At 49.5% G+C, this 18,594-nt stretch carries 18 protein-coding genes; 8 read left to right on the top strand and 10 right to left on the bottom strand.

Translation table 11 applies throughout. The annotated features are described in order from the left end of the window. Nucleotides 1-23: 23 nt before the first annotated feature. The 9 genes from ACXAFQ_RS13530 to djlA all read right to left on the bottom strand — a co-directional run bounded on the left by ACXAFQ_RS13530 (nt 24) and on the right by djlA (nt 7,990). The gene (locus ACXAFQ_RS13530) at nt 24-1,397 is read right to left on the bottom strand and encodes a TRAM domain-containing protein (RefSeq protein ID WP_474823231.1); all 1,374 of its coding nucleotides are present in this window, start codon (nt 1,395-1,397) and stop codon (nt 24-26) included. Next, the gene (acpS, locus tag ACXAFQ_RS13525) at nt 1,367-1,768 is read right to left on the bottom strand and encodes a holo-ACP synthase (RefSeq protein ID WP_474823228.1); all 402 of its coding nucleotides are present in this window, start codon (nt 1,766-1,768) and stop codon (nt 1,367-1,369) included. Before acpS ends, ACXAFQ_RS13530 begins: the two co-directional genes overlap by 31 nt. Nucleotides 1,769-1,771: 3 nt before the next feature. Then, the gene (gene pdxJ / locus ACXAFQ_RS13520; RefSeq protein WP_474823224.1) at nt 1,772-2,515 is read right to left on the bottom strand and encodes a pyridoxine 5'-phosphate synthase; all 744 of its coding nucleotides are present in this window, start codon (nt 2,513-2,515) and stop codon (nt 1,772-1,774) included. Between the two features lie 104 nt (nt 2,516-2,619). Beyond that, complete coding sequence (recO, locus tag ACXAFQ_RS13515) at nt 2,620-3,315, bottom strand: DNA repair protein RecO (RefSeq protein WP_474823220.1); 696 nt, start codon at nt 3,313-3,315, stop codon at nt 2,620-2,622. A gap of 5 nt (nt 3,316-3,320) precedes the next feature. Continuing rightward, the gene (locus ACXAFQ_RS13510; protein ID WP_070123883.1) at nt 3,321-3,593 is read right to left on the bottom strand and encodes a hypothetical protein; all 273 of its coding nucleotides are present in this window, start codon (nt 3,591-3,593) and stop codon (nt 3,321-3,323) included. Then, a complete protein-coding gene (recJ, locus tag ACXAFQ_RS13505) occupies nt 3,586-5,316 on the bottom strand; it encodes a single-stranded-DNA-specific exonuclease RecJ (protein WP_474823214.1) in 1,731 nt (576 codons plus the stop codon). Before recJ ends, ACXAFQ_RS13510 begins: the two co-directional genes overlap by 8 nt. A gap of 3 nt (nt 5,317-5,319) precedes the next feature. Next, complete coding sequence (locus tag ACXAFQ_RS13500) at nt 5,320-6,093, bottom strand: DsbC family protein (RefSeq protein WP_474823210.1); 774 nt, start codon at nt 6,091-6,093, stop codon at nt 5,320-5,322. 127 nt (nt 6,094-6,220) lie between these two features. Continuing rightward, the gene (gene xerD, locus ACXAFQ_RS13495; RefSeq protein ID WP_474823206.1) at nt 6,221-7,135 is read right to left on the bottom strand and encodes a site-specific tyrosine recombinase XerD; all 915 of its coding nucleotides are present in this window, start codon (nt 7,133-7,135) and stop codon (nt 6,221-6,223) included. A gap of 3 nt (nt 7,136-7,138) precedes the next feature. Next, nucleotides 7,139-7,990 carry a co-chaperone DjlA gene (gene djlA / locus ACXAFQ_RS13490; protein WP_474823202.1) on the bottom strand — a complete coding sequence of 284 codons (852 nt, stop codon included), beginning with the start codon at nt 7,988-7,990 and terminating at the stop codon, nt 7,139-7,141. Nucleotides 7,991-8,357: 367 nt separating this feature from the next. Here djlA and ACXAFQ_RS13485 point away from each other — a divergent pair, with 367 nt between their 5' ends. The 8 genes from ACXAFQ_RS13485 (at nt 8,358) to ACXAFQ_RS13450 (ending at nt 17,662) form a co-directional block, all read left to right on the top strand. Further along, nucleotides 8,358-10,601, top strand: coding sequence for an LPS-assembly protein LptD (locus ACXAFQ_RS13485; protein WP_474823198.1), 2,244 nt, complete (start codon nt 8,358-8,360; stop codon nt 10,599-10,601). A gap of 60 nt (nt 10,602-10,661) precedes the next feature. Further along, complete coding sequence (gene surA, locus ACXAFQ_RS13480; protein WP_070123877.1) at nt 10,662-11,942, top strand: peptidylprolyl isomerase SurA; 1,281 nt, start codon at nt 10,662-10,664, stop codon at nt 11,940-11,942. Nucleotides 11,943-11,961: 19 nt separating this feature from the next. Continuing rightward, entirely contained in the window at nt 11,962-12,945 is a 984-nt protein-coding gene (gene pdxA, locus ACXAFQ_RS13475; protein ID WP_474823192.1) for a 4-hydroxythreonine-4-phosphate dehydrogenase PdxA, read from the top strand. Continuing rightward, nucleotides 12,942-13,763 (top strand): 16S rRNA (adenine(1518)-N(6)/adenine(1519)-N(6))-dimethyltransferase RsmA, encoded by an 822-nt coding sequence (gene rsmA, locus ACXAFQ_RS13470; RefSeq protein WP_474823188.1) that lies wholly within the window; start codon nt 12,942-12,944, stop codon nt 13,761-13,763. Before pdxA ends, rsmA begins: the two co-directional genes overlap by 4 nt. Nucleotide 13,764: 1 nt before the next feature. Continuing rightward, entirely contained in the window at nt 13,765-14,142 is a 378-nt protein-coding gene (apaG, locus tag ACXAFQ_RS13465; protein ID WP_070123874.1) for a Co2+/Mg2+ efflux protein ApaG, read from the top strand. Nucleotides 14,143-14,191: 49 nt separating this feature from the next. Continuing rightward, nucleotides 14,192-15,007, top strand: coding sequence for a symmetrical bis(5'-nucleosyl)-tetraphosphatase (locus ACXAFQ_RS13460; RefSeq protein ID WP_474823182.1), 816 nt, complete (start codon nt 14,192-14,194; stop codon nt 15,005-15,007). 230 nt (nt 15,008-15,237) lie between these two features. After that, nucleotides 15,238-17,262: a HAMP domain-containing methyl-accepting chemotaxis protein gene (locus tag ACXAFQ_RS13455; RefSeq protein ID WP_474823177.1), complete on the top strand. Its 2,025-nt coding sequence runs from the start codon at nt 15,238-15,240 to the stop codon at nt 17,260-17,262. Next, nucleotides 17,156-17,662 (top strand): GGDEF domain-containing protein, encoded by a 507-nt coding sequence (locus ACXAFQ_RS13450; protein WP_474823175.1) that lies wholly within the window; start codon nt 17,156-17,158, stop codon nt 17,660-17,662. Before ACXAFQ_RS13455 ends, ACXAFQ_RS13450 begins: the two co-directional genes overlap by 107 nt. Here ACXAFQ_RS13450 and ACXAFQ_RS13445 read toward each other — a convergent pair. Next, nucleotides 17,624-18,562 carry a DMT family transporter gene (locus ACXAFQ_RS13445; RefSeq protein ID WP_474823171.1) on the bottom strand — a complete coding sequence of 313 codons (939 nt, stop codon included), beginning with the start codon at nt 18,560-18,562 and terminating at the stop codon, nt 17,624-17,626. The genes ACXAFQ_RS13450 and ACXAFQ_RS13445 overlap by 39 nt on opposite strands. Nucleotides 18,563-18,594: the final 32 nt, after the last annotated feature.

Raw genomic sequence — 18,594 nt, 5'->3', positions numbered from 1 at the left:
ACACATCAACTCGCTTTCACTTCTTATTGGTTATCCGTTAGTAACATCATGACTTCCAGATGCCGCGTATACGGGAACATTTCTATGAGTCCCACTTGCTCGATGGCGTATCCGGCAGACAGAAGGCACTGCACATCTCTTGTCAGCGTACTCGGATTGCAAGAAACATACAAAATTGATTTGATGCCAGATTGGCTTAACGCTTCGCAAACAGCATAAGCCCCCTCACGTGAAGGATCGATAAGCACTTTGTCGAATCCGGCTGCCAACGCAGTTTGTACGGCTTTTTCGTCAGACAGATCCAGATGTAGCCAATCTATATTGTTCACGCCCTGCTTTGACGCATTTTCTCTCGCCCGTTGCACCATTTCGGCCACGCCTTCCACGGCCTGCACCTGGGCGCCGCGCGTTGCTAGCGAAAGAGAAAAATTGCCCAGTCCACTGAACCAGTCGGCAATACGTTCTCCCGCCTGCGGGTTCAACCAATGCATGGCCTGCGTCACCATTTTACGATTCATTTCACCGTTAACTTGAATGAAATCGTCATCAGACGGTGTCAGCACCAGTTCATCTTCAGTGTGACAGACTAAGGGGGCCACTTCATACAAACACTGGTGTTGATCAGGGCCATCAATACTGACATTAATCTGGTTTTGCTTAGCAAACTCGGTCAGCGCATGTTTGAAGGCGGAATTAGCCGGTTTAACCATACGCACCGACACCGCGTTCACATTATCGCCACCAGTGAGGGTGACGTGACCAATGTGGCGACGACCAGGTAGTCCTGCGAATACACTTTTTAGCGGGGTTATCAGCGCAGACAAATCGTCTCTGAGCACCGGGCAATGGTCTACATTAACGATGTTTTTGCCCTGTTCCTGACGAAACCCCATGATGAATTTGTCGTCGTTGCGGGCGTCTACGGCCAGACGCGCTTTGCGTCGATAACCACGGCGTTCGCCGGTAATCGCAGGCTGCCAGGGAATATCGGCCACGTTAAACTGTTTCTGCCAGTAACTGTCCATGGCCTGCTGTCGCATATCAAGGGCCGCATCAGCATCGACATGTTGAAGCTGGCAGCCGCCACAGGTGTTGATGAGTGGACAGAACGGATCACGACGTTCAGCGCTGGCTTGCAGCACCTTGCGCACGCGACCACGACTAAAGCGCTTCTGGCTCTGGGTTACTGCCACTTCTACGGTTTCGCCGGGAAGCGCGCCATCAACAAAGAGTACCGGACTTCCCTGTTTAGACGCGCTCTGCCCACAAAAGCCCTGTCCATTCATGTCCATAGACTCAATGGTTACGGTTTTTGCGCTGGGCTGCTTCTTCGGTTTTTTAGCCGGTTTATAAATACTGACCATGCTTAACCCTCTTTGCCCGCGGGTCGCAGGCATTCAAGGATCACCGTTGCGGTGGCGTAATGTTGTTCGTCAGAAATGGAAATGTGGCTGTGAGTCACGCCAAGTGCCTCGCAGCGCTGTGCGAAGGCATCTGAAAAAGAAAGTTTAGGAGCGCCAAGTTCATCGTTAGACACTTCAATATGATGCCAGCCGATACCACGGCCGATCCCCGTTCCTAACGCTTTAACAGCCGCTTCTTTCGCTGCAAACCGCTTGGCAAGATAACGCACCGGCTCATTGCTGCTTTCGAACAGCGTCATTTCCGTTGGCGTAAGCACGCGAAGTGCTAACCGCGACGATCGGGATAACGCTTCTTCAATACGGGCTATCTCAACGATATCGGTGCCCATTCCCACAATGGCCATGACTTACTTAGCACTCCCAGCGCGGGCTTCAATCATGAGTGCACGCATATCGGCTACCGCTTTTTCCAGGCCATCAAACGCTGCGCGGGCAATAATAGCGTGCCCAATGTTCAGCTCAATCAGTTCAGGAATTGCCGCAATGGGCTTCACATTGTGATAGTGCAAGCCGTGACCCGCATTGACTTTCAGGCCCTTCTTCGCGGCGTAGGCTATGCCTTTTCGTAGCCTGTCGAGTTCCACTTCCTGTTCCCGTTCGTTTTTGGCTTCGGCATATTGGCCGGTGTGAATTTCGATGTACGGCGCACCACATTCTACCGCGGCATCAATTTGCTTTTCGTCGGCATCGATGAACAGTGACACCTCAATACCGGCATTGCCGAGTACATCGCAGGCATGTTTCACCGCATCAAAATTGCCAGCCACATCTAAGCCGCCTTCCGTGGTGAGTTCTTCACGCTTTTCAGGAACCAAACAGCAAAACGCGGGTTGCGTGTTAAGCGCAATGTCCAGCATCTCATCGGTCACGGCCATTTCAAGATTCAGGCGGGTATTAATAGTGCGGGCAAGAATTTCCACATCTCTGTCTTTAATGTGACGACGGTCTTCACGCAAGTGCACGGTAATACCATCGGCACCGGCACGCTCGGCGATGTCGGCTGCATGCACCGGGTCGGGGTAACTGGTGCCACGGGCGTTACGAAGCGTAGCGATATGATCGATATTAACGCCTAACAGGATGTCTTTCATGAATTATTGTGCCTCTGAACTGAAATAGCGTGATAGCCAGGAAGTGCGAAGATTGTAGCAAAAAACTCGCTAAGTGGTTGCTGAAAATCATTTCACAATGGTGTTTAACTGCGAAACAATTCCCGGCTTTTTAGCGGTTTGCCGCCAAGCAAGACATGGAGCGCCTGACGATTAATAAGTTTCGCAGCCCGGCGCGACACATCGTTCCATTCCCCATTGCCCAATGCCAGTAACGCTGCACCCGGTAAGCGGTATTTGTGATCACGTTGATGGCAGGTGACAAAGCCTTGTTCCGGCGAGTACAAATACCAGCCACTCTCTTCCACTGGCTCGCCGCTGATACCGTCTGAAAACCAGTCTGCCAACATGCCCATTTCTTCAAGTAAGGCGAACTCAAATTCGCGGAGGATTTTTTCAATATCGGGCTGTTCATCAATGGCATTGAGCGCATGCTGATATTGCAAGTACACGGTATCACTAGCGAGACCAGCGGGCATCACGCGGTTAAGAATTTCATTGAGGTACATGGCGCAAAACAGGCTGTTTCCGGAAAGCATGGGCACAGGGCCGTCGCCTTCGATGGTGCGTAGATTTTTTAAATCGGTTTTGCCTGAAAGCTGAACACGCACTTTGCGAAAGGGCTGGAGCAGGCTTTTGCGGTCGTTTTTGCTGCTACGTACGCCTTTCGCCACGGCGCTCACTTTACCTTGTGGTAAGGTAAAAAAATCCACAATATAAGAGGTTTCCCGATAGGGACGACGGTGAAGCACGTAAGCATCCAGCCATTCCGACTGCGACATACCGGTTAGCTCCGCTTGATCCGCACCACTTTCATGGTTTCAAATTCAATGCCGGCGACCTCTTCACTCTGCCGGTAATAGGTAAGGTTTACCCGCGCCCCTTTTAACGACTGATATTGCTGCTTACGACGGAAAATAAACGGCACGTCTACGCCTTCAATCATTAGAGTGTGTCGCACCCAATCACCCTCTTCCCGTTGAACATGGGAGATCACCCGCAGATTTTCGCTGTGGGTGAGGTCGCGATGTTTGTCGGTAAGGGCCTTGCCGTCAGTCACGGGGCGCGATCTCCTCAACCAATAGCTGCACAGATTCGCGCCCGCGGAACGTATTAATGTCTAACTGATACACCACTTCAGCACGCAGAATACCGGCGTTCGGCCAAACATTGGTGTCTACGCCAAAAGCGATGCCGTCGATTTCCTCGCCATTGTCTTTGCGGAACACCACTTTGAGGTGGTTCTTGTTCTCGCCTACCATGCGCTGATCAACAATATCCAGCACACCGTCGAACTTAGGCGCATCGAAACCCTGACCAAATGGCCCAGCCTGACGCAATGCGTGTGCAAGGGTGAGATCCATTTCATCAGCGGCCAGTTCGCCATCAGACAAAATTTGTTTTTCGCAGTCAATATTCTCAAGGTGTCGTAACACCACCGTTTGCAGCGCTTTTTCAAACGCAGGCAAGGCATCGGCGGGTAAACTGAGTCCTGCCGCCATGGCGTGGCCACCAAATTTATCAATCACACCGGGCCAGCCGGTATTCACTTCATCAAGAATATCGCGAATATGCAGACCAGGAATGGAACGGGCTGAACCTTTCAGTGTGGTTTCATCTTGCATGGCAAACACAATAACAGGCCGATGGTGCTTTTCTTTAAGCCGGCCAGCCACGATACCGATAACGCCCTGATGAAAATGAGGCTGATACAGTACCAACGCTGGCGGCAAGGCGTCGCCTAACGAAATTGATTCCAGCGCGGCTTCCGCTTCTTCTTTCATTTCTGTTTCGATGGCGCGCCGCTGCAGGTTGAGTCTATCTAGCTCTGCCGCCATATGACGGGCCTGAATTGCGTCGTCACATAACAGACATTCTATACCCAGTGCCATGTCATCCAGCCGCCCTGCCGCATTTAAACGGGGGCCAATCACAAAGCCTAAATCTGTGGAAGTGAGGTAACCCAATGGTTTATTGCGATTCGCCACTTCGAACAGGGCTTTTATGCCCGGGCGACAATGCCCACTGCGAATGCGCTGCAAGCCTTGATACACCAATACGCGGTTGTTTTTATCTAGCGCCACTACATCGGCCACCGTGCCCACCGCCACGATATCCAGCAAGTTGGCTAGATTCGGCGCGGGTATTTCATTGAACATACCGGCTTTTTGCATTGCAGATCGCAAAGACAGCATAAGGTAAAACGCGACACCTACACCGGCCAGGTTCTTCGATGGGAAGTGACATCCAGGCTGGTTAGGATTCACAATGGCGTCAGCATCAGGCAGTGTATTTCCGGGGAGATGGTGATCGGTCACTATCACTTCAAGCCCTAAAGACTTCGCCTTTGTCACCCCAGCTAAGCAAGCAATGCCGTTATCTACCGTAAGCAGAATATCAGTGCCCTGCTGGTAAGCCACTTCCACAATTTGCTCACTGAGGCCGTAGCCAAAATCAAAGCGGTTCGGTACCAGATAATTCACCGATTGCAGGCCAAGCTGTTTTAGCGCCAGCATACACACGGCCGTAGAGGTAGCGCCATCGGCGTCGAAGTCACCAATAATGGTAACCCGCTTTTGTTGACGAATGGCATTGATAAGGCAGTGCGTGGCATCGTCGATGCCTTTTAGCAGATTAAAGTGGGAAAGTTGTTTTAGGGCGTTGTCGAGCTCATCAACCGTTTCAACCGCCCGACCGCGATACACCCTGTCGAGCACAGGGTGTAACTCAGTACTTAAACGCGACGCCGAGCAAAGCTGGCGTCTAACGATGGGTAACGACATGACTTACTCTGAACGGGCAAACTGAGCAATAAGCTCTGCGGCAGGTTTATAGCCCGGTAACATGGTACCGTCATCAAAAATAATCGCTGGCGTGCCACGAATACCTAACTGGCGTCCAGCAACAAACTGCTCTGCCACTGTGTTATCACAATCGGCTTTAGGGAACGTAGGATTCGAAATTGATTTTGCGCGGTTCAACGCTTGCTGCGGATCGTCAGAGCACCAAATGGCAACCATATTGTCGTAATTTGGCGTGTTTAGCCCCTGACGAGGCCATGCCAGGTAACGCACGGTGATACCGGCGTCGTTAAGCTCCTCGACTTCACGATGCAGTTTCTGGCAATACCCGCAGGAGTAATCGGTAAACACGGTCATCACGTGCTTTTCGTTTTCAGCTTTGAATTCGATGCCTTGATCAGCGAATGGCGCAATCACGTCCAGACGCACTTGACCCAGCGCCACTTCTGTCACGTCTTTCATGCCGGCATTCACATCGAACAGGTGACCAAACATGATGTAGTCACCTTTTTCAGTGACATAAAACACCTGATTAGCTGCGGTTACCTGTAATAAACCGTCGATTTGTGAATTGGCAATTGCATCGGGTTCCACACCCACCACGCCCGTTACGGTATCGTAAACGGCCTGCTCTGCTGTTTCATTCACTGGTGTGGCGGTTTGTGTTTCACCGGCTTGCTTGGTTTCGGCATCTGCCGAGCAACCACTTGATAATACAATACCAAGGGCGAGCATCACTGCGTGATGGCTAAATCTCATGAAAACTCCTTGCTGAACAGGCTACCTGGCCCATCTGAAACTGACTATTATGCTTAGTTAGCGCAATATTAGCATAAAGTTAAACGCCGGAAAGGCATCTGAAAGAATACCTACGACGTTCACCGCATTACCCCCGAGGATGGTGGGTGTGAATTAAATTCTGTAATCGTTCGGTTGCCACATGGGTATAAATTTGGGTGGTGGATAAATCACTATGGCCTAACAACATTTGTACCACACGTAAATCGGCGCCATGGTTTAGCAAGTGGGTTGCGAACGCATGGCGCAATGTATGTGGCGACAAATGCTGATCGATACCCGCCACCTGGGCATAGTATTTTATCCGGTGCCAGAATGTTTGGCGGGTCATCTGCACGCCACGTAAACTAACAAAAAGCACATCGGTTTGATGTTTCAGCAGTTCCGGCCGGGCCGTTTTCATGTAGGTTTCAATCCAATCAATGGCATCTTCACCTAACGGCACCAGTCTTTCTTTGTTGCCTTTACCGGTTACTCGCACCACGCCCTGCTGCAAACTTACCTGATCAAGACGAAGACCAATCAGTTCAGACACCCGCAAGCCAGTGGCATACAACACTTCCAACATGCACTTATCGCGGCACTCTACCGGCTCGGCTGGATTAGGCGCATTAAGCAGGTCGTCAACCTGTTGTTCGCTTAACGACGCTGGCAATTTTTTCGGTAATTTAGGGTTGGGGATCTGCGTTACCGGATTGTCGGTGCGCACGTGTTTACCAATAAGATAAATATAAAAAGCCCGCATGGCTGACATGGCACGCTGTGTACTGCGGGCAGATAACCCCATATCGCGGCGATGCAGCAAATATGACTGCACCGATTCCATCATCAACAGACTAATATCATTAGTTTTTTCTTCTGACTGACAGTACAGCGCCAATTTAGTGAGATCGGTCCGGTAACTCTGTTGGGTATGTTCGCTGAGCCCTTTTTCCAACCAGAGCATTTCGATGAATTCATCGATAAGCTGCTGGTTTTCGTCACTCAGTACCGCCTTGGCCATACCTTAGAACCCGCGCTTATCTTTAATCAGTTCGTAAGCGGCTTGGATATCCTGGGTTTTCGCTTTGGCGATATCTAACGCTTGTTGCGGCAACCCTTTGGACGCCAGTTTATCAGGATGGTGTTCCGCCATGCGCTTGCGATACGCCCGCTTGATGGTTTTCTCGTCGTCTGACTCACTCACACCAATAATTTTGTAGGCATCTTCCAGACTTTGGGTATCGGAATAAGATTGTGCACGGTGACCGCTTTGCTGACCGCCGGCACCGCCCTGCCCGCCACGTTGACGGAAACGAATTTCGGCCTCGTAAGCAGAAATCAGGAAGTCGAGTTCCTGGCGTTTGAAATTCAGAATCGACGCGACTTTCTCCAGCACTTTGTATTCGGGTGTAGAAAGCGTGCCGTCGGCAAAAGCCGCCTGAATAAGAATTTCCAGGAACACCTGCAATATGTCGCGGCGACCATGGCAAGATTCAACCAACCCTTTTAACGTGTCCGCCAAAGGAAAAGAGGAGGACTTTCCTTCCCGGAATGCTTGCTGCGCTTCCCGTCGAGCATCACCCGCAAGCTTCATGTCATCCATAAGCAGCGTGGCAATTTTAATCTCGCGCTCGGTTACGTGACCGTCTGATTTAGCCAGATGACCTAAAGACGAAAACAGCGCATGGAAAAATACCGCTTGTTGTTTTACCCCAGACTGGTCGGTGAAGAAACGGCCGAACCCGCCCAGTTGATTGAAATCCTGGCTGTAGGCTTTATCAAAAAAATGCCCCACGATGAGGCCAATGATTGCGCCGGGAATTTTCAGGAACATAAACCCGAACACAAAACCGAGGATTTTTCCCCAAAATGACATACTACCGTTCTCCTGAATTAATCCCGCAAAGTACCAGAACACTGTATAAGATTGGCTGGTAAGTTAATAGCCGCATTTGTCCCCGCGCAGAATAGGCCGCGCTAAGACAAGTAGATACTCTGGGTGCATTATTACCTTGATGAGCCATGATATATGGCGTCGAATTGCCGTTATTAAACCAGCTAAGGAAGATATACGGTCAAACTCGCAGAAACTTTCATCTTTTTTGCTTCTGGCGGTTGGCTCAGCGCACAGAAGTGCTTAGAATTGGTCACTTTATGGCACTATGCCCGATTACGGACTTTGCCGAATTTCAGGACACCCTCACAATCCGTTGTGAAATAAGAAACAGGCCCTCCATCAACACATGAAAAAAACCTGTGCCTCTTTTCTGCTAGCGGCAATCAGCAGCTCCTCCGCGCTGGCGCAGCAATCGCAGTCAACCTCTCAGGATAGCCAAGAGCAACCCGCTTTTTGTCCGGTACCTGCTGTCACTTTTTCAAGCAGCAAACTCATGCCTGCCGGCCAGGTAAAAGTGGAAGCCAATCGAACAGAAATTATTGAGCGAGAGGTGGCGCTGTTTTCTGGCAACGTGGATATTATTTCCGACTCTGCCACCATTCGTGCAGACCAGGCGCAGATCAATAACAACGGGCAACAATTATTCGCCAAGGGCGATGTGGTCTATGAAGACAGTCAGGTGCATGTGGCTTCAGACAGTGTCGATGTGGATTCCACCGATGAAAGCCTGACCATGTCGAACACCATTTACCACCTGAATAACTCCACTGGTCGTGGTGATGCCAGCACCATTGCATTAAACGCGCAAGACGGTTTGGTGTTAAAAGACGTGAGCTTCACCACCTGCCCAGAAGGCGGTGAAGAATGGATGATTAGAGCGTCTGAAATTAATATTCGTCGTGGCAGACCATGGGGCGAAGCCAAGCACACCCGGTTTTATTTAGGCAATGTGCCAGTATTTTACATGCCGTATTTCGCTTTCCCCATCAGTAACCAGCGTCAAACCGGTTTCCTGTTCCCGAAAATTTCTAACTCCAGCAACACTGGAGTAGATTACGAGCAACCGTTCTACTGGAACATAGCACCGAACTACGATCTCACGTTGTCGCCACGGGTGATGTCAAAGCGCGGCGTGCAGTTGAAATCAGAATTTCGTCATATGTCAGCAGACAGCTACAGCCAGTTAAACCTGGAATACCTGCCCCAAGACAACGATATGGCCAGCAACCCTGATCGCTATTTCTATCGCATTTCTCATGAAGGTTTCTTCGCAGATAACTGGATGGCGTCGGTTAACGTTAATGGCATCAGCGACGACAACTACATTGTGGATTTAGGCAGTGACTTCTACAACCGGGCAGATACGCATTTGTTCCGTACCGGCAGTATTAATTACTTCTCCGATGAACTGCTGTTCTCTGTCCATGTGCGTGATTTCGAAATTATCGGCGACTACCCAACCACCTACCGGGCGTTACCAGAAGCCAAACTGAATTATGAGTTGCCACTGGCAAAGTACCTGGAATTAGAACTGAACTCTGAGCTGGCCTGGTTCGACAGTAAGTCAGCCACGGCGCCCACCGCCATGCGTTTTCACACGGCGCCTACCATTCGAGTACCGTTTCAACGCCAATGGGGTGAGTTCTCAGCAGAAGCCAGTGTACTAAACACTTACTACGAGCAAGATCACGTCGAAAATACTGAACTGGAAGAGACAGTAAACCGCACCTTAACTCAGGGTAAGCTATACGGCGCATTGTATTTTGAAAACGAAGACAGCTGGTTTGGCGATAATCATACGATGACGCTAGAACCTCGCGTGCAGTATCTTTACACCAGTTATGAAGATCAAAGCGGCATTGGTTTTTACGATACCACATTGTGGTTAACCGACGTGGAAGGCCTGTTCCGTGGGCAGGATTTCACCGGCCTCGACAGAATTAGCGATAACAACGAAGTGACCGTTGCATTAACCAGTCGCCTACTGGATGAAACCAACCGGGAACAATTTGTTCTCAGTGTGGGTCAGATATTCTATCTCGATGACAACCGGGTCACCTCTGCTATTCGTGAAGGCAACCGTTCTGCGCTGGCCGCCGAGTTTGACTGGCGAATGACTGACGACTGGTTCTTCCACACCGATTTTCAAATCGCTACGGAAACGGATAAAGTCGAACGTGCCAGCACAACATTTGAATATCGCGAGAGCAGCAACAAATTAATTCAGTTAACCCACCGCTATGTCAGGGAACTCTCAAGCGAAAGAATTGACCAAGTGGGACTGTCTGCTGCCTGGCCGTTGTCTGACAGATGGCAATTAGTTGGTCGAACTTACCGCGATCTTGATCGCAACCGCAGTGTGGAAAACTACGTTGGCTTTCAATATGAATCCTGTTGTTGGGCCATTCAAATTGTTGCCCAGCGTCAGCTGAGTAACCGTTACGCTGTAGATGGTGCACAGTCAATTGATGAATTTGACTCCGGCATATCGCTGAATTTCATTTTCAAAGGAATGGGTTCCAGTGGTACCAGCAATAACATGTTGTCGAACGGATTATTTGGCTACCGACAGCCATATAGTTTAAATTAATGCGCCAGTTGACAGATATGTCTGCTGTTAGCAAAGAATAAACCGATAAAAAGAGTAATTATGAAGTTCATTATTCGCGCGATTTGTATCAGTGCCCTGTGCTCATTTATGAGTTTGGCTCAATCTGTTTCATTAGATAAGGTGGCCGTAATCGTCGATCAGGGCGTGGTATTGGAAAGTGAAATCGAATCTCTGGTCAATGAAGTAAAGCGCAACGCTGAAGCACAGGGCCAGGCCCTGCCTTCCGACCGCGTGCTTCGTACCCAGGCTATCGAGCGTTTGATCACCAAGAGCTTGCAGATGCAAATGGCCGAGCGTATGGGTGTTCAGGTTAGCGACCCGCAACTGGAGCAAACCATTACAAACATCGCCCAGCAACAGGGCGCAACCATCGATGACCTGCGCAATGAATTAGAGCAACAAGGCATTGCTTACGACGATTACCGCGAAGACGTTCGTGAAGAACTGATTGTTGGTGAAGTAACCCGTGCCAACGTTCGCCGTCGTGTCTACGTGACGCCTCAGGAAATCAGTAACCTGGTTAAACTGATGGACCAACAAGGCGCAGAACAAGCCGAATATAACTTAGGCCACATTCTGATTGGCCTGCCATCAAGCCCCACAGATGAAGACGTAGCCAGCGCTCGTAGCCGTGCAGATAAAGTTATTGAATTACTGAATAACGGTTCCGACTTCACCAAAATTGCCATCACGTCATCTTCTGGTTCAAACGCACTGGAAGGGGGTGATATGGGTTGGATGAACGTTAATTCTATGCCTACCCTTTTTGCTGAAGCAGTTCAGGGTAAAGAAAAAGGCGAGTTGATTGGTCCTATTCGTAGTGGTGCGGGTTTTCACATCCTGAAAATTAAAGATACCCGTGGTATCGAGAAAATCACCATCGAAGAAGTGAACGCCCGTCACATTCTCATTAAACCTTCTATTATTTTAAGTGACGAGAAAGCCAAAGAAATGCTGGAGAAATTCCGTCAGCAAGTTATCGACGGTGACGCTGACTTTGCAGAACTGGCTAAAGAACATTCTGAAGATCCGGGTTCAGCGTTAAAAGGCGGTGAGCTTGGCTGGTCTGATCCGAACAACTATGTACCAGCTTTCCGTGAAGCCCTTGCTGGCCTTGAGCCTGGCGAGTACAGTGAACCTGTTCGTTCACAATTCGGTTGGCACTTAATGCAGCTTATCGATCGCCGTATTGACGATGCCACAGACAAACGTAAAGAAGACAAAGCTTATCAACTGCTGTTCAATCGTAAGTTTAAAGAAGAGTCTGAAGCCTGGTTGCGTGAAATGCGCGATACTGCTTACATTGAAGTTGTTGAATAATATAACGGCGAGATAAACGATGACGCCAATAAGAATAGCAGTTACGCCAGGTGAGCCAGCGGGCATTGGTCCTGACCTCATCATTCAGCTAGCACAGCAGCAATGGGATGCGCAGCTTGTGGTATTTTGCGACGGCACCATGCTGAAAGCCCGGGCAGACCTTCTAGGTCTGCCGCTAGAGCTGATTCCTTTCGATGCCGAGAACAACGCCATTCAGACGCCGGGTTCGCTGTACTTGCAGCAAATCGATACTGCAGTGAATGTGGTACCCGGCGAGCTAGACAGCGATAATGGGCACTATGTAGTAGAAACCCTGCGCCAGGCGTGTCACGCCAATATGGAGCAAGGCTTTGATGCGGTAGTAACAGGCCCCGTTCACAAAGGCATTATCAACAAAGCCGGTGTGTCTTTCAGCGGACATACCGAATACTTCGCTTACCAGTCAAACACCATTGATGTGGTGATGCTGTTATCGACTGAAGGCCTGAATGTAGCGCTAGCCACCACACATATTCCGCTTGAATATGTGTCTAAGGCGATAACAAAAGAGCGCCTGCACAAAGTGATTCATATCATTAACACCGATTTGAAACTGAAGTTTGGCATTACCAAACCGCGTATTTACGTATGCGGGCTAAATCCACACGCCGGTGAAGGCGGGCATTTGGGATCAGAAGAGCTGATCACCATTATCCCGGCTCTAGATGACTTACGTGAGGAAGGTTTAGATTTGGTAGGTCCGCTTCCCGCAGACACTATTTTTCAGCCTAAATATCTCGACGACGCCGACGTCGTGTTAGCGATGTACCACGATCAAGGACTGCCGGTACTTAAGTTTAAAGGATTTGGCGCCTCGGTGAATATCACCCTTGGCCTGCCATTCATCCGTACTTCTGTCGATCATGGTACTGCTTGCGACCTCGCGGGTACCGGAAAAGCAGATGCGGGCAGTTTCACAAAAGCAATGCATAAAGCTATTGAATTAGCGAACAGGCAGCAATGAGTAAAACACATTTAGGCCACACCGCGCGTAAGCGTTTTGGCCAGAACTTCCTGCATGACGACTATGTCATTGGCAATATCGTTAGTGCGATTAATCCCGTTGATGGTGAGAACCTGGTAGAAATCGGCCCCGGCCTTGGCGCCTTAACCGATCCGGTGTGTGAAGAGGTTTCGCGCCTTACCGTGGTTGAACTCGACCGCGACCTGGCAGAACGCCTGCGTCATCATCCTTTTCACGGCAGTAAACTGACCATTGTTGAGCAGGATGCCCTGAAACTCAATTTTGCCGATTTGTTACCGGCAATGCCAAACCCTGAAGGCAAATTACGGGTATTCGGCAACCTGCCTTACAACATTTCTACCCCTTTAATGTTCCACCTCTTTAGCTTTAGCGGCAAAGTGCAAGACATGCACTTTATGCTGCAAAAAGAAGTGGTAAACCGACTTGCCGCTGGGCCGGGCTCTAAGAGCTATGGGCGTTTGTCGGTAATGGCACAATATTACTGTGCGGTGATCCCCGTGCTGCATGTACCGCCTGGTGCATTTAAGCCGCCCCCGAAGGTCGATTCAGCCGTGGTACGTTTAGTGCCACATGCCACCCCGCCAGTCGCGGTGAAATCCGTTGCCTTACTGGAAAAGGTGTGTGCAGCTGCATTCAACCAACGCCGCAAAACTATTCGTAATAGTTTGGGTGACTGGGTGACTGAAGCTGAACTGGAATCACTGAGTTTATCGCCAACTGCTCGTGCTGAGACCTTGTCTCTGGCTGATTTTGCGGCAGTGGCAAATTTAGTAGCAGACCGGGACGGAGAAAGCTGAGATGTCGGCTTCTCCTGGTATTTTGGTTTCAGTTTCAGCGAAACACATCCCTGATCATCCGGCAAATGGCCCAGATAAATACGCATTTGCTTATCACATCACAATCCGCAATCAGAGTGACGAGCGGGTACAATTGCTCAGTCGCTACTGGTTAATCACCGATGGCAATGGTAAAAATACCGAAGTACAGGGTGAAGGCGTTGTGGGTAAACAACCGCTTATCGACCCAGCCAGTGAGTATCAATACACCAGCGGTGCACTTATTGATACTCCCGTAGGCAGCATGCAGGGCCACTACGAAATGGAAAATGAAGACGGTGAACGCTTTCGCGTGCCGATCAATATTTTCAGTCTAAGCGTACCTAACGCGATCAACTAAAAAACGGTGTCAAAATTTGGCACCGCTTCCAACGGATAAGGATGCCAGCATGTCAGACTCGCAGACGTTGATTGTGGGCGATATTCAAGGTTGCTACGGCGGCCTGATGGCGTTGCTTGAAAAAGCTCACTTCGATGAAAAGCGCGATAGATTAATTGCAGTAGGTGACTTAATTGCCCGCGGCGAAGACTCCTACGCGACGATCAAGTATCTGATGGACTTAGGCGACAGATTCAACACCGTGCTTGGCAATCACGACCTGCACTTTCTGGCGGTGTCTCAGGGCATTAAGTCTGCGAAAAAAAGTGACCGTCTCGGGCCTCTTCTGGCCAGTAAAAAACTAAAAGATATCATCGATTGGTATCGCCAGTTTCCGTTGGCGCTTGCCCTCGATGAGACCACCACAATCGTTCATGCCGGCCTTTACCCCAAGTGGTCGCCGGAAACCTTACTTTCACTGAGCAACGAAGTCAGTACCGTATTAAAAAGTGATAAGTGGCCTGCATTGTTAAAAGAGATGTATGGCAATTCTCCCACCGAATGGAAAGAAGGGTTAAAAGGCACGTCGCGACTGCGCTTTATCATTAATGCCTGTACGCGCATGCGGTTTTTACAAGAGAAAAACCACCTCGAATTTGCCTGCAAAAGTCATCCTGAGGATGCTCCCTCGTCGGTGACTCCCTGGTTTGAAGTTGAGAATGCATCACTCGCTGCCAGCGAGCGTATTATTTTCGGCCATTGGGCAGCGCTTGAGGGCGTAACGGGGAACAATCAATTTGTTGCACTGGATACCGGGTACGTATGGGGTAACAGCCTGACTGCAATGAGAATTCCGTCGAACACACTCATCAATGTGACACCTTAAATACCTCTGTATTAAAACAAACAACGTAAAAAACTGATTCCTATAGGTCTTTAGTCTAATTTTTGTTTACAATTAAACTTACTAATCGGTTATTCGACTAAACAAGCGGAATGTTCGGCCGATAAGAATAATGCGCTATAGTTATTAGCGCATAGCACCTCAGGTATCAGTCACCATGAACACAACTGATTACTTAAAACTATAAATAAAACTGTGTTTCAGGAGTTCATATGAAAATCACGGTAGCCAAGCGCATTATCGGCGGCTTCGCCACAATAAGCCTGCTATTAGTTATAATCAGTGCATCTTCTTTCATTAACCTCAATTCTGTGGGATCGGCGGTTGATGAAGTGAATAAGGTAGCGGTTCCCACCCTTACCAGCAGTAATGCATTAAAAGCCAGCTTCCTGAATATGGGCCGCGTTACCTTCGAGGCTTACATTGAAGAAAGCGTGGATGGCCTTGAAAGCAAGTACGATAACTTCACGAATAGTAAAGCCAATTTCAGTACAGAATTAAAAAAGCTGGAAACCGTACTGGCGGATGATTCTGCCATGCTTGCCAGCCTTAAGCAGGTAAACGGCGCCTACGAGCAATACATTCAAAATGTAGAAGCAATGTACACCAGTCACCGACAGTTTATGGAAATGCGTAATGCCATAAGCGACAAGATTGGTGACTTAGAAGACAATGCCGATGACGCCTCTACCTATCTACTGGACTTTTCCGAATCTGATGAAGTAGCACGTAGTGCTGCGCTACAAAAATCAGCTGAAATTGGTAGCGAATTAGAAAGCCGCCTGCTTGAACTCATTACCGTGGCTAACGAATATGCAAAAACACAAACTCTCGTTCGTGCCGACGTTATCGGTAATGAAGTAGAGCTTATTGTTACCAGTGTTCGTGAAATGATGAACCAAATTCAAGGTACCGCAGCAGGTGCAGATACCACGGGTACACTGGATGAGATTTCGACGCTGGTTGACGATGCCATTGACGCCATTACCGGTTCTGACGGTGTATTGGCTCTGCAACGCTCTCGTTTAGAATACCGTGATGCGGCTGAGCAAGCCCTGTCTCGCTCTGATGCAAACAGTCAGGAAGGCATTAGCGCCCTTGAAAACCTGCTTACTCAAGCCGATAAGAAAGCTGCAGAAATTGACGAGCAGGTATCGTTTAAGGTGACCTCAGGCAACACCATCGTGATTGTTGTGGCGCTGGCTTCACTGGCTGCCGCCCTGGTCATCGGTTACTGGACGGTTATTGCTATCACCCGCCCGCTGAATAGCGTTAACGAGTTACTGAATGTTGCCTCTTCTGGCGACCTTACCCGCCGTCTTGATGACTCTGCTGAAGATGAATTCGGTCAACTGGCGAAAAACTGTAATAAGCTGATTGGCAACCTTAAAAGCTTGATCACTGGCATTAATACTCGTGCTGAACAGCTTGCCGCAGCCTCTGAGCAAACATCTACTGTTACTACCCAAACAACGCACTCGATACAAGATCAGAAGTCGCAGATTGCTCAGGTTGCAACAGCAACAACAGAAATGCACAGCACGTCTATTGTGGTAAGTCAGAGCGCCGAAGACACGCTTAACGAAATTCGTCATGCAGACAGCGAAGCGGAAAATGTACGTTCAATTTCTCTTGAGAACAAACGCACTATTGAAGTACTGGCCCGGGATGTTGAGCAAGCCGCCGAAGTCATTAATAAACTGCATCAAGACAGCGCCAGCATTGGCGGTATTCTCGATGTTATTCGCGGCGTTGCCGATCAAACAAACTTGCTGGCATTGAACGCGGCCATTGAAGCGGCCCGTGCTGGTGAGCAAGGTCGAGGCTTTGCGGTAGTTGCAGACGAGGTGCGCACTTTGGCATCTCGTACGCAGCAATCGACGCAAGAAATTAACGCTATGATCGAAGTGTTGCAAGCTGGTGCTGAAAAAGCGGTGGCGGTAATGAATCAGGGTAAAGAGCAAACTGCTATCTGTGTTGAGCAAACTGACAACGCCACACGAGCGCTGGATGTTATCTCTGACGCAGTACGCAAAGCTTACGATGTAAGTACGCAAATTGAACAGTCTGCCCGCGAGCAAAACACGGTTTCAGCAGAAATCAGTGAGAAGCTTGAAAGTATCGTAGGTATTGCTGAAGAAACCACTGCTGGCGCACAACAAACGTCTCAGTCGAGTTCGGAAGTGGCCCGCCTTGCTGAAGAACTGCAACAATCTATCCGTCAGTTTAAAGTTTAAAAATGTCTATCCGGCGCCACCTTTAACGGGGTGGCGCACGCATTCCCAGCTCAATTCCCGGGCAAACTCTGATCTCGTGGTGCGGTATGGCGGAGAAGAGTTTCTGATTGTGTTGCAAGAAGCCTCTATACTTGCAGCCAGTAAAGTGGCGGAAACCTTATTGGGCGAAATTCGTCGCCTTGCTATCCCCCATGAAGGCAGAAACGATTCAAAGCAAATTCTCACCCTGTCGATTGGCGTTGCCTGTCAACGCAGTGGCGAACCCCTACCCCCCGATTTCTTACTAAAGCGTGCCGATGATGCACTGTACAAAGCAAAATCATCGGGGCGGGATTGCTACATGCTGAGTGACCTATCTTTTTCAGCGCACATTCCTGAAAGCGTATCGGCGACGGAATAAAGCCGGTGGCCTATTAACTATTTGTCCGCCAATGCAGGCCGCGATTAACACAATTCCGCCCCAACCCAGTAGCGAAAAGCGCTCGTTAAGAACAAGTACAGCCAAGATAGTGGCAACCACAGGTTCGAGCAGTGTGATCAGTGTTGCCGAGCTGGCATCCACCGATTTCAGCCCAAAACCAAATAGCAGATAGCCGACGAAGATAGGCAATATTGCCATGTACAAAGCCACCGAAACATTGTTAGCAGACGCAAATACGTTGTCACCGGTAAATAACAGTGATGGCAGTAGCAAACAGGCTGATACACCAAATTGACTTGCCATGGATACCCCAGATGATGCGCCGCGGGTAATAAGGGCTTTGCCCGCCCAGGAATAGGCGGCATATGTAAGGCCCGCAATAAGCCCTAATACAATTCCCCACTCTCGCTGCTCAGCGGTGGCAGCAAGCTCGGCACTTTCAGGTTTACCCATTGCCAACAGTAGGATACCTGTTGCCCCCAGAATAAAGCTGACAATCCATTTTGCCGTTATGGGCTTACGGTTTAATACCCACTCAAGTAAAACCGCAAAACAGGGCGCGCTGGCTATAGAAACCACGGTGCCAATTGCCACACCGGCCAAATGCATGGAGGAGTAAAATGCCAGCGGATAAATGGCAACACTCAGGCTCCCCAGCAAAACAATTTTGCTATGTTGGAAGAGTATGTGTCGTTGTTTCAGCAGTTGAGGCAGAGCTTTAAGACACATGAGCAAACCGCCTCCGCCGGTGGCGATGGCGCCTATGGCTAACGGGCTCACGTCGGGTGCAAAGCTGGCCGCCGTGCCCGTTGTGCCCCACATAAAACTGGCGATGATAATAGCGAAAAGCCCGAGTGCATGATTATGCTGATTAGTCACGATAATTCCTGAATCCCCTTTGGAGAATAAAT

The sequence above is a fragment of the Alteromonas sp. ABH2_165 genome, from assembly GCF_056159945.1.
This window is presented reverse-complemented; position numbering and strand designations above follow the sequence as displayed.

Coding starts and splice junctions, on each gene's coding strand:
- ACXAFQ_RS13530 (WP_474823231.1), bottom strand. CDS start 1,397: ATGCCTGCGACCCGCGGGCAAAGAGGGTTAAGCATGGTCAGTATTTAT.
- acpS (WP_474823228.1), bottom strand. CDS start 1,768: ATGGCCATTGTGGGAATGGGCACCGATATCGTTGAGATAGCCCGTATT.
- pdxJ (WP_474823224.1), bottom strand. CDS start 2,515: ATGAAAGACATCCTGTTAGGCGTTAATATCGATCATATCGCTACGCTT.
- recO (WP_474823220.1), bottom strand. CDS start 3,315: ATGTCGCAGTCGGAATGGCTGGATGCTTACGTGCTTCACCGTCGTCCC.
- recJ (WP_474823214.1), bottom strand. CDS start 5,316: ATGTCGTTACCCATCGTTAGACGCCAGCTTTGCTCGGCGTCGCGTTTA.
- ACXAFQ_RS13500 (WP_474823210.1), bottom strand. CDS start 6,093: ATGAGATTTAGCCATCACGCAGTGATGCTCGCCCTTGGTATTGTATTA.
- xerD (WP_474823206.1), bottom strand. CDS start 7,135: ATGGCCAAGGCGGTACTGAGTGACGAAAACCAGCAGCTTATCGATGAA.
- djlA (WP_474823202.1), bottom strand. CDS start 7,990: ATGTCATTTTGGGGAAAAATCCTCGGTTTTGTGTTCGGGTTTATGTTC.
- ACXAFQ_RS13485 (WP_474823198.1), top strand. CDS start 8,358: ATGAAAAAAACCTGTGCCTCTTTTCTGCTAGCGGCAATCAGCAGCTCC.
- surA (WP_070123877.1), top strand. CDS start 10,662: ATGAAGTTCATTATTCGCGCGATTTGTATCAGTGCCCTGTGCTCATTT.
- pdxA (WP_474823192.1), top strand. CDS start 11,962: ATGACGCCAATAAGAATAGCAGTTACGCCAGGTGAGCCAGCGGGCATT.
- rsmA (WP_474823188.1), top strand. CDS start 12,942: ATGAGTAAAACACATTTAGGCCACACCGCGCGTAAGCGTTTTGGCCAG.
- apaG (WP_070123874.1), top strand. CDS start 13,765: ATGTCGGCTTCTCCTGGTATTTTGGTTTCAGTTTCAGCGAAACACATC.
- ACXAFQ_RS13460 (WP_474823182.1), top strand. CDS start 14,192: ATGTCAGACTCGCAGACGTTGATTGTGGGCGATATTCAAGGTTGCTAC.
- ACXAFQ_RS13455 (WP_474823177.1), top strand. CDS start 15,238: ATGAAAATCACGGTAGCCAAGCGCATTATCGGCGGCTTCGCCACAATA.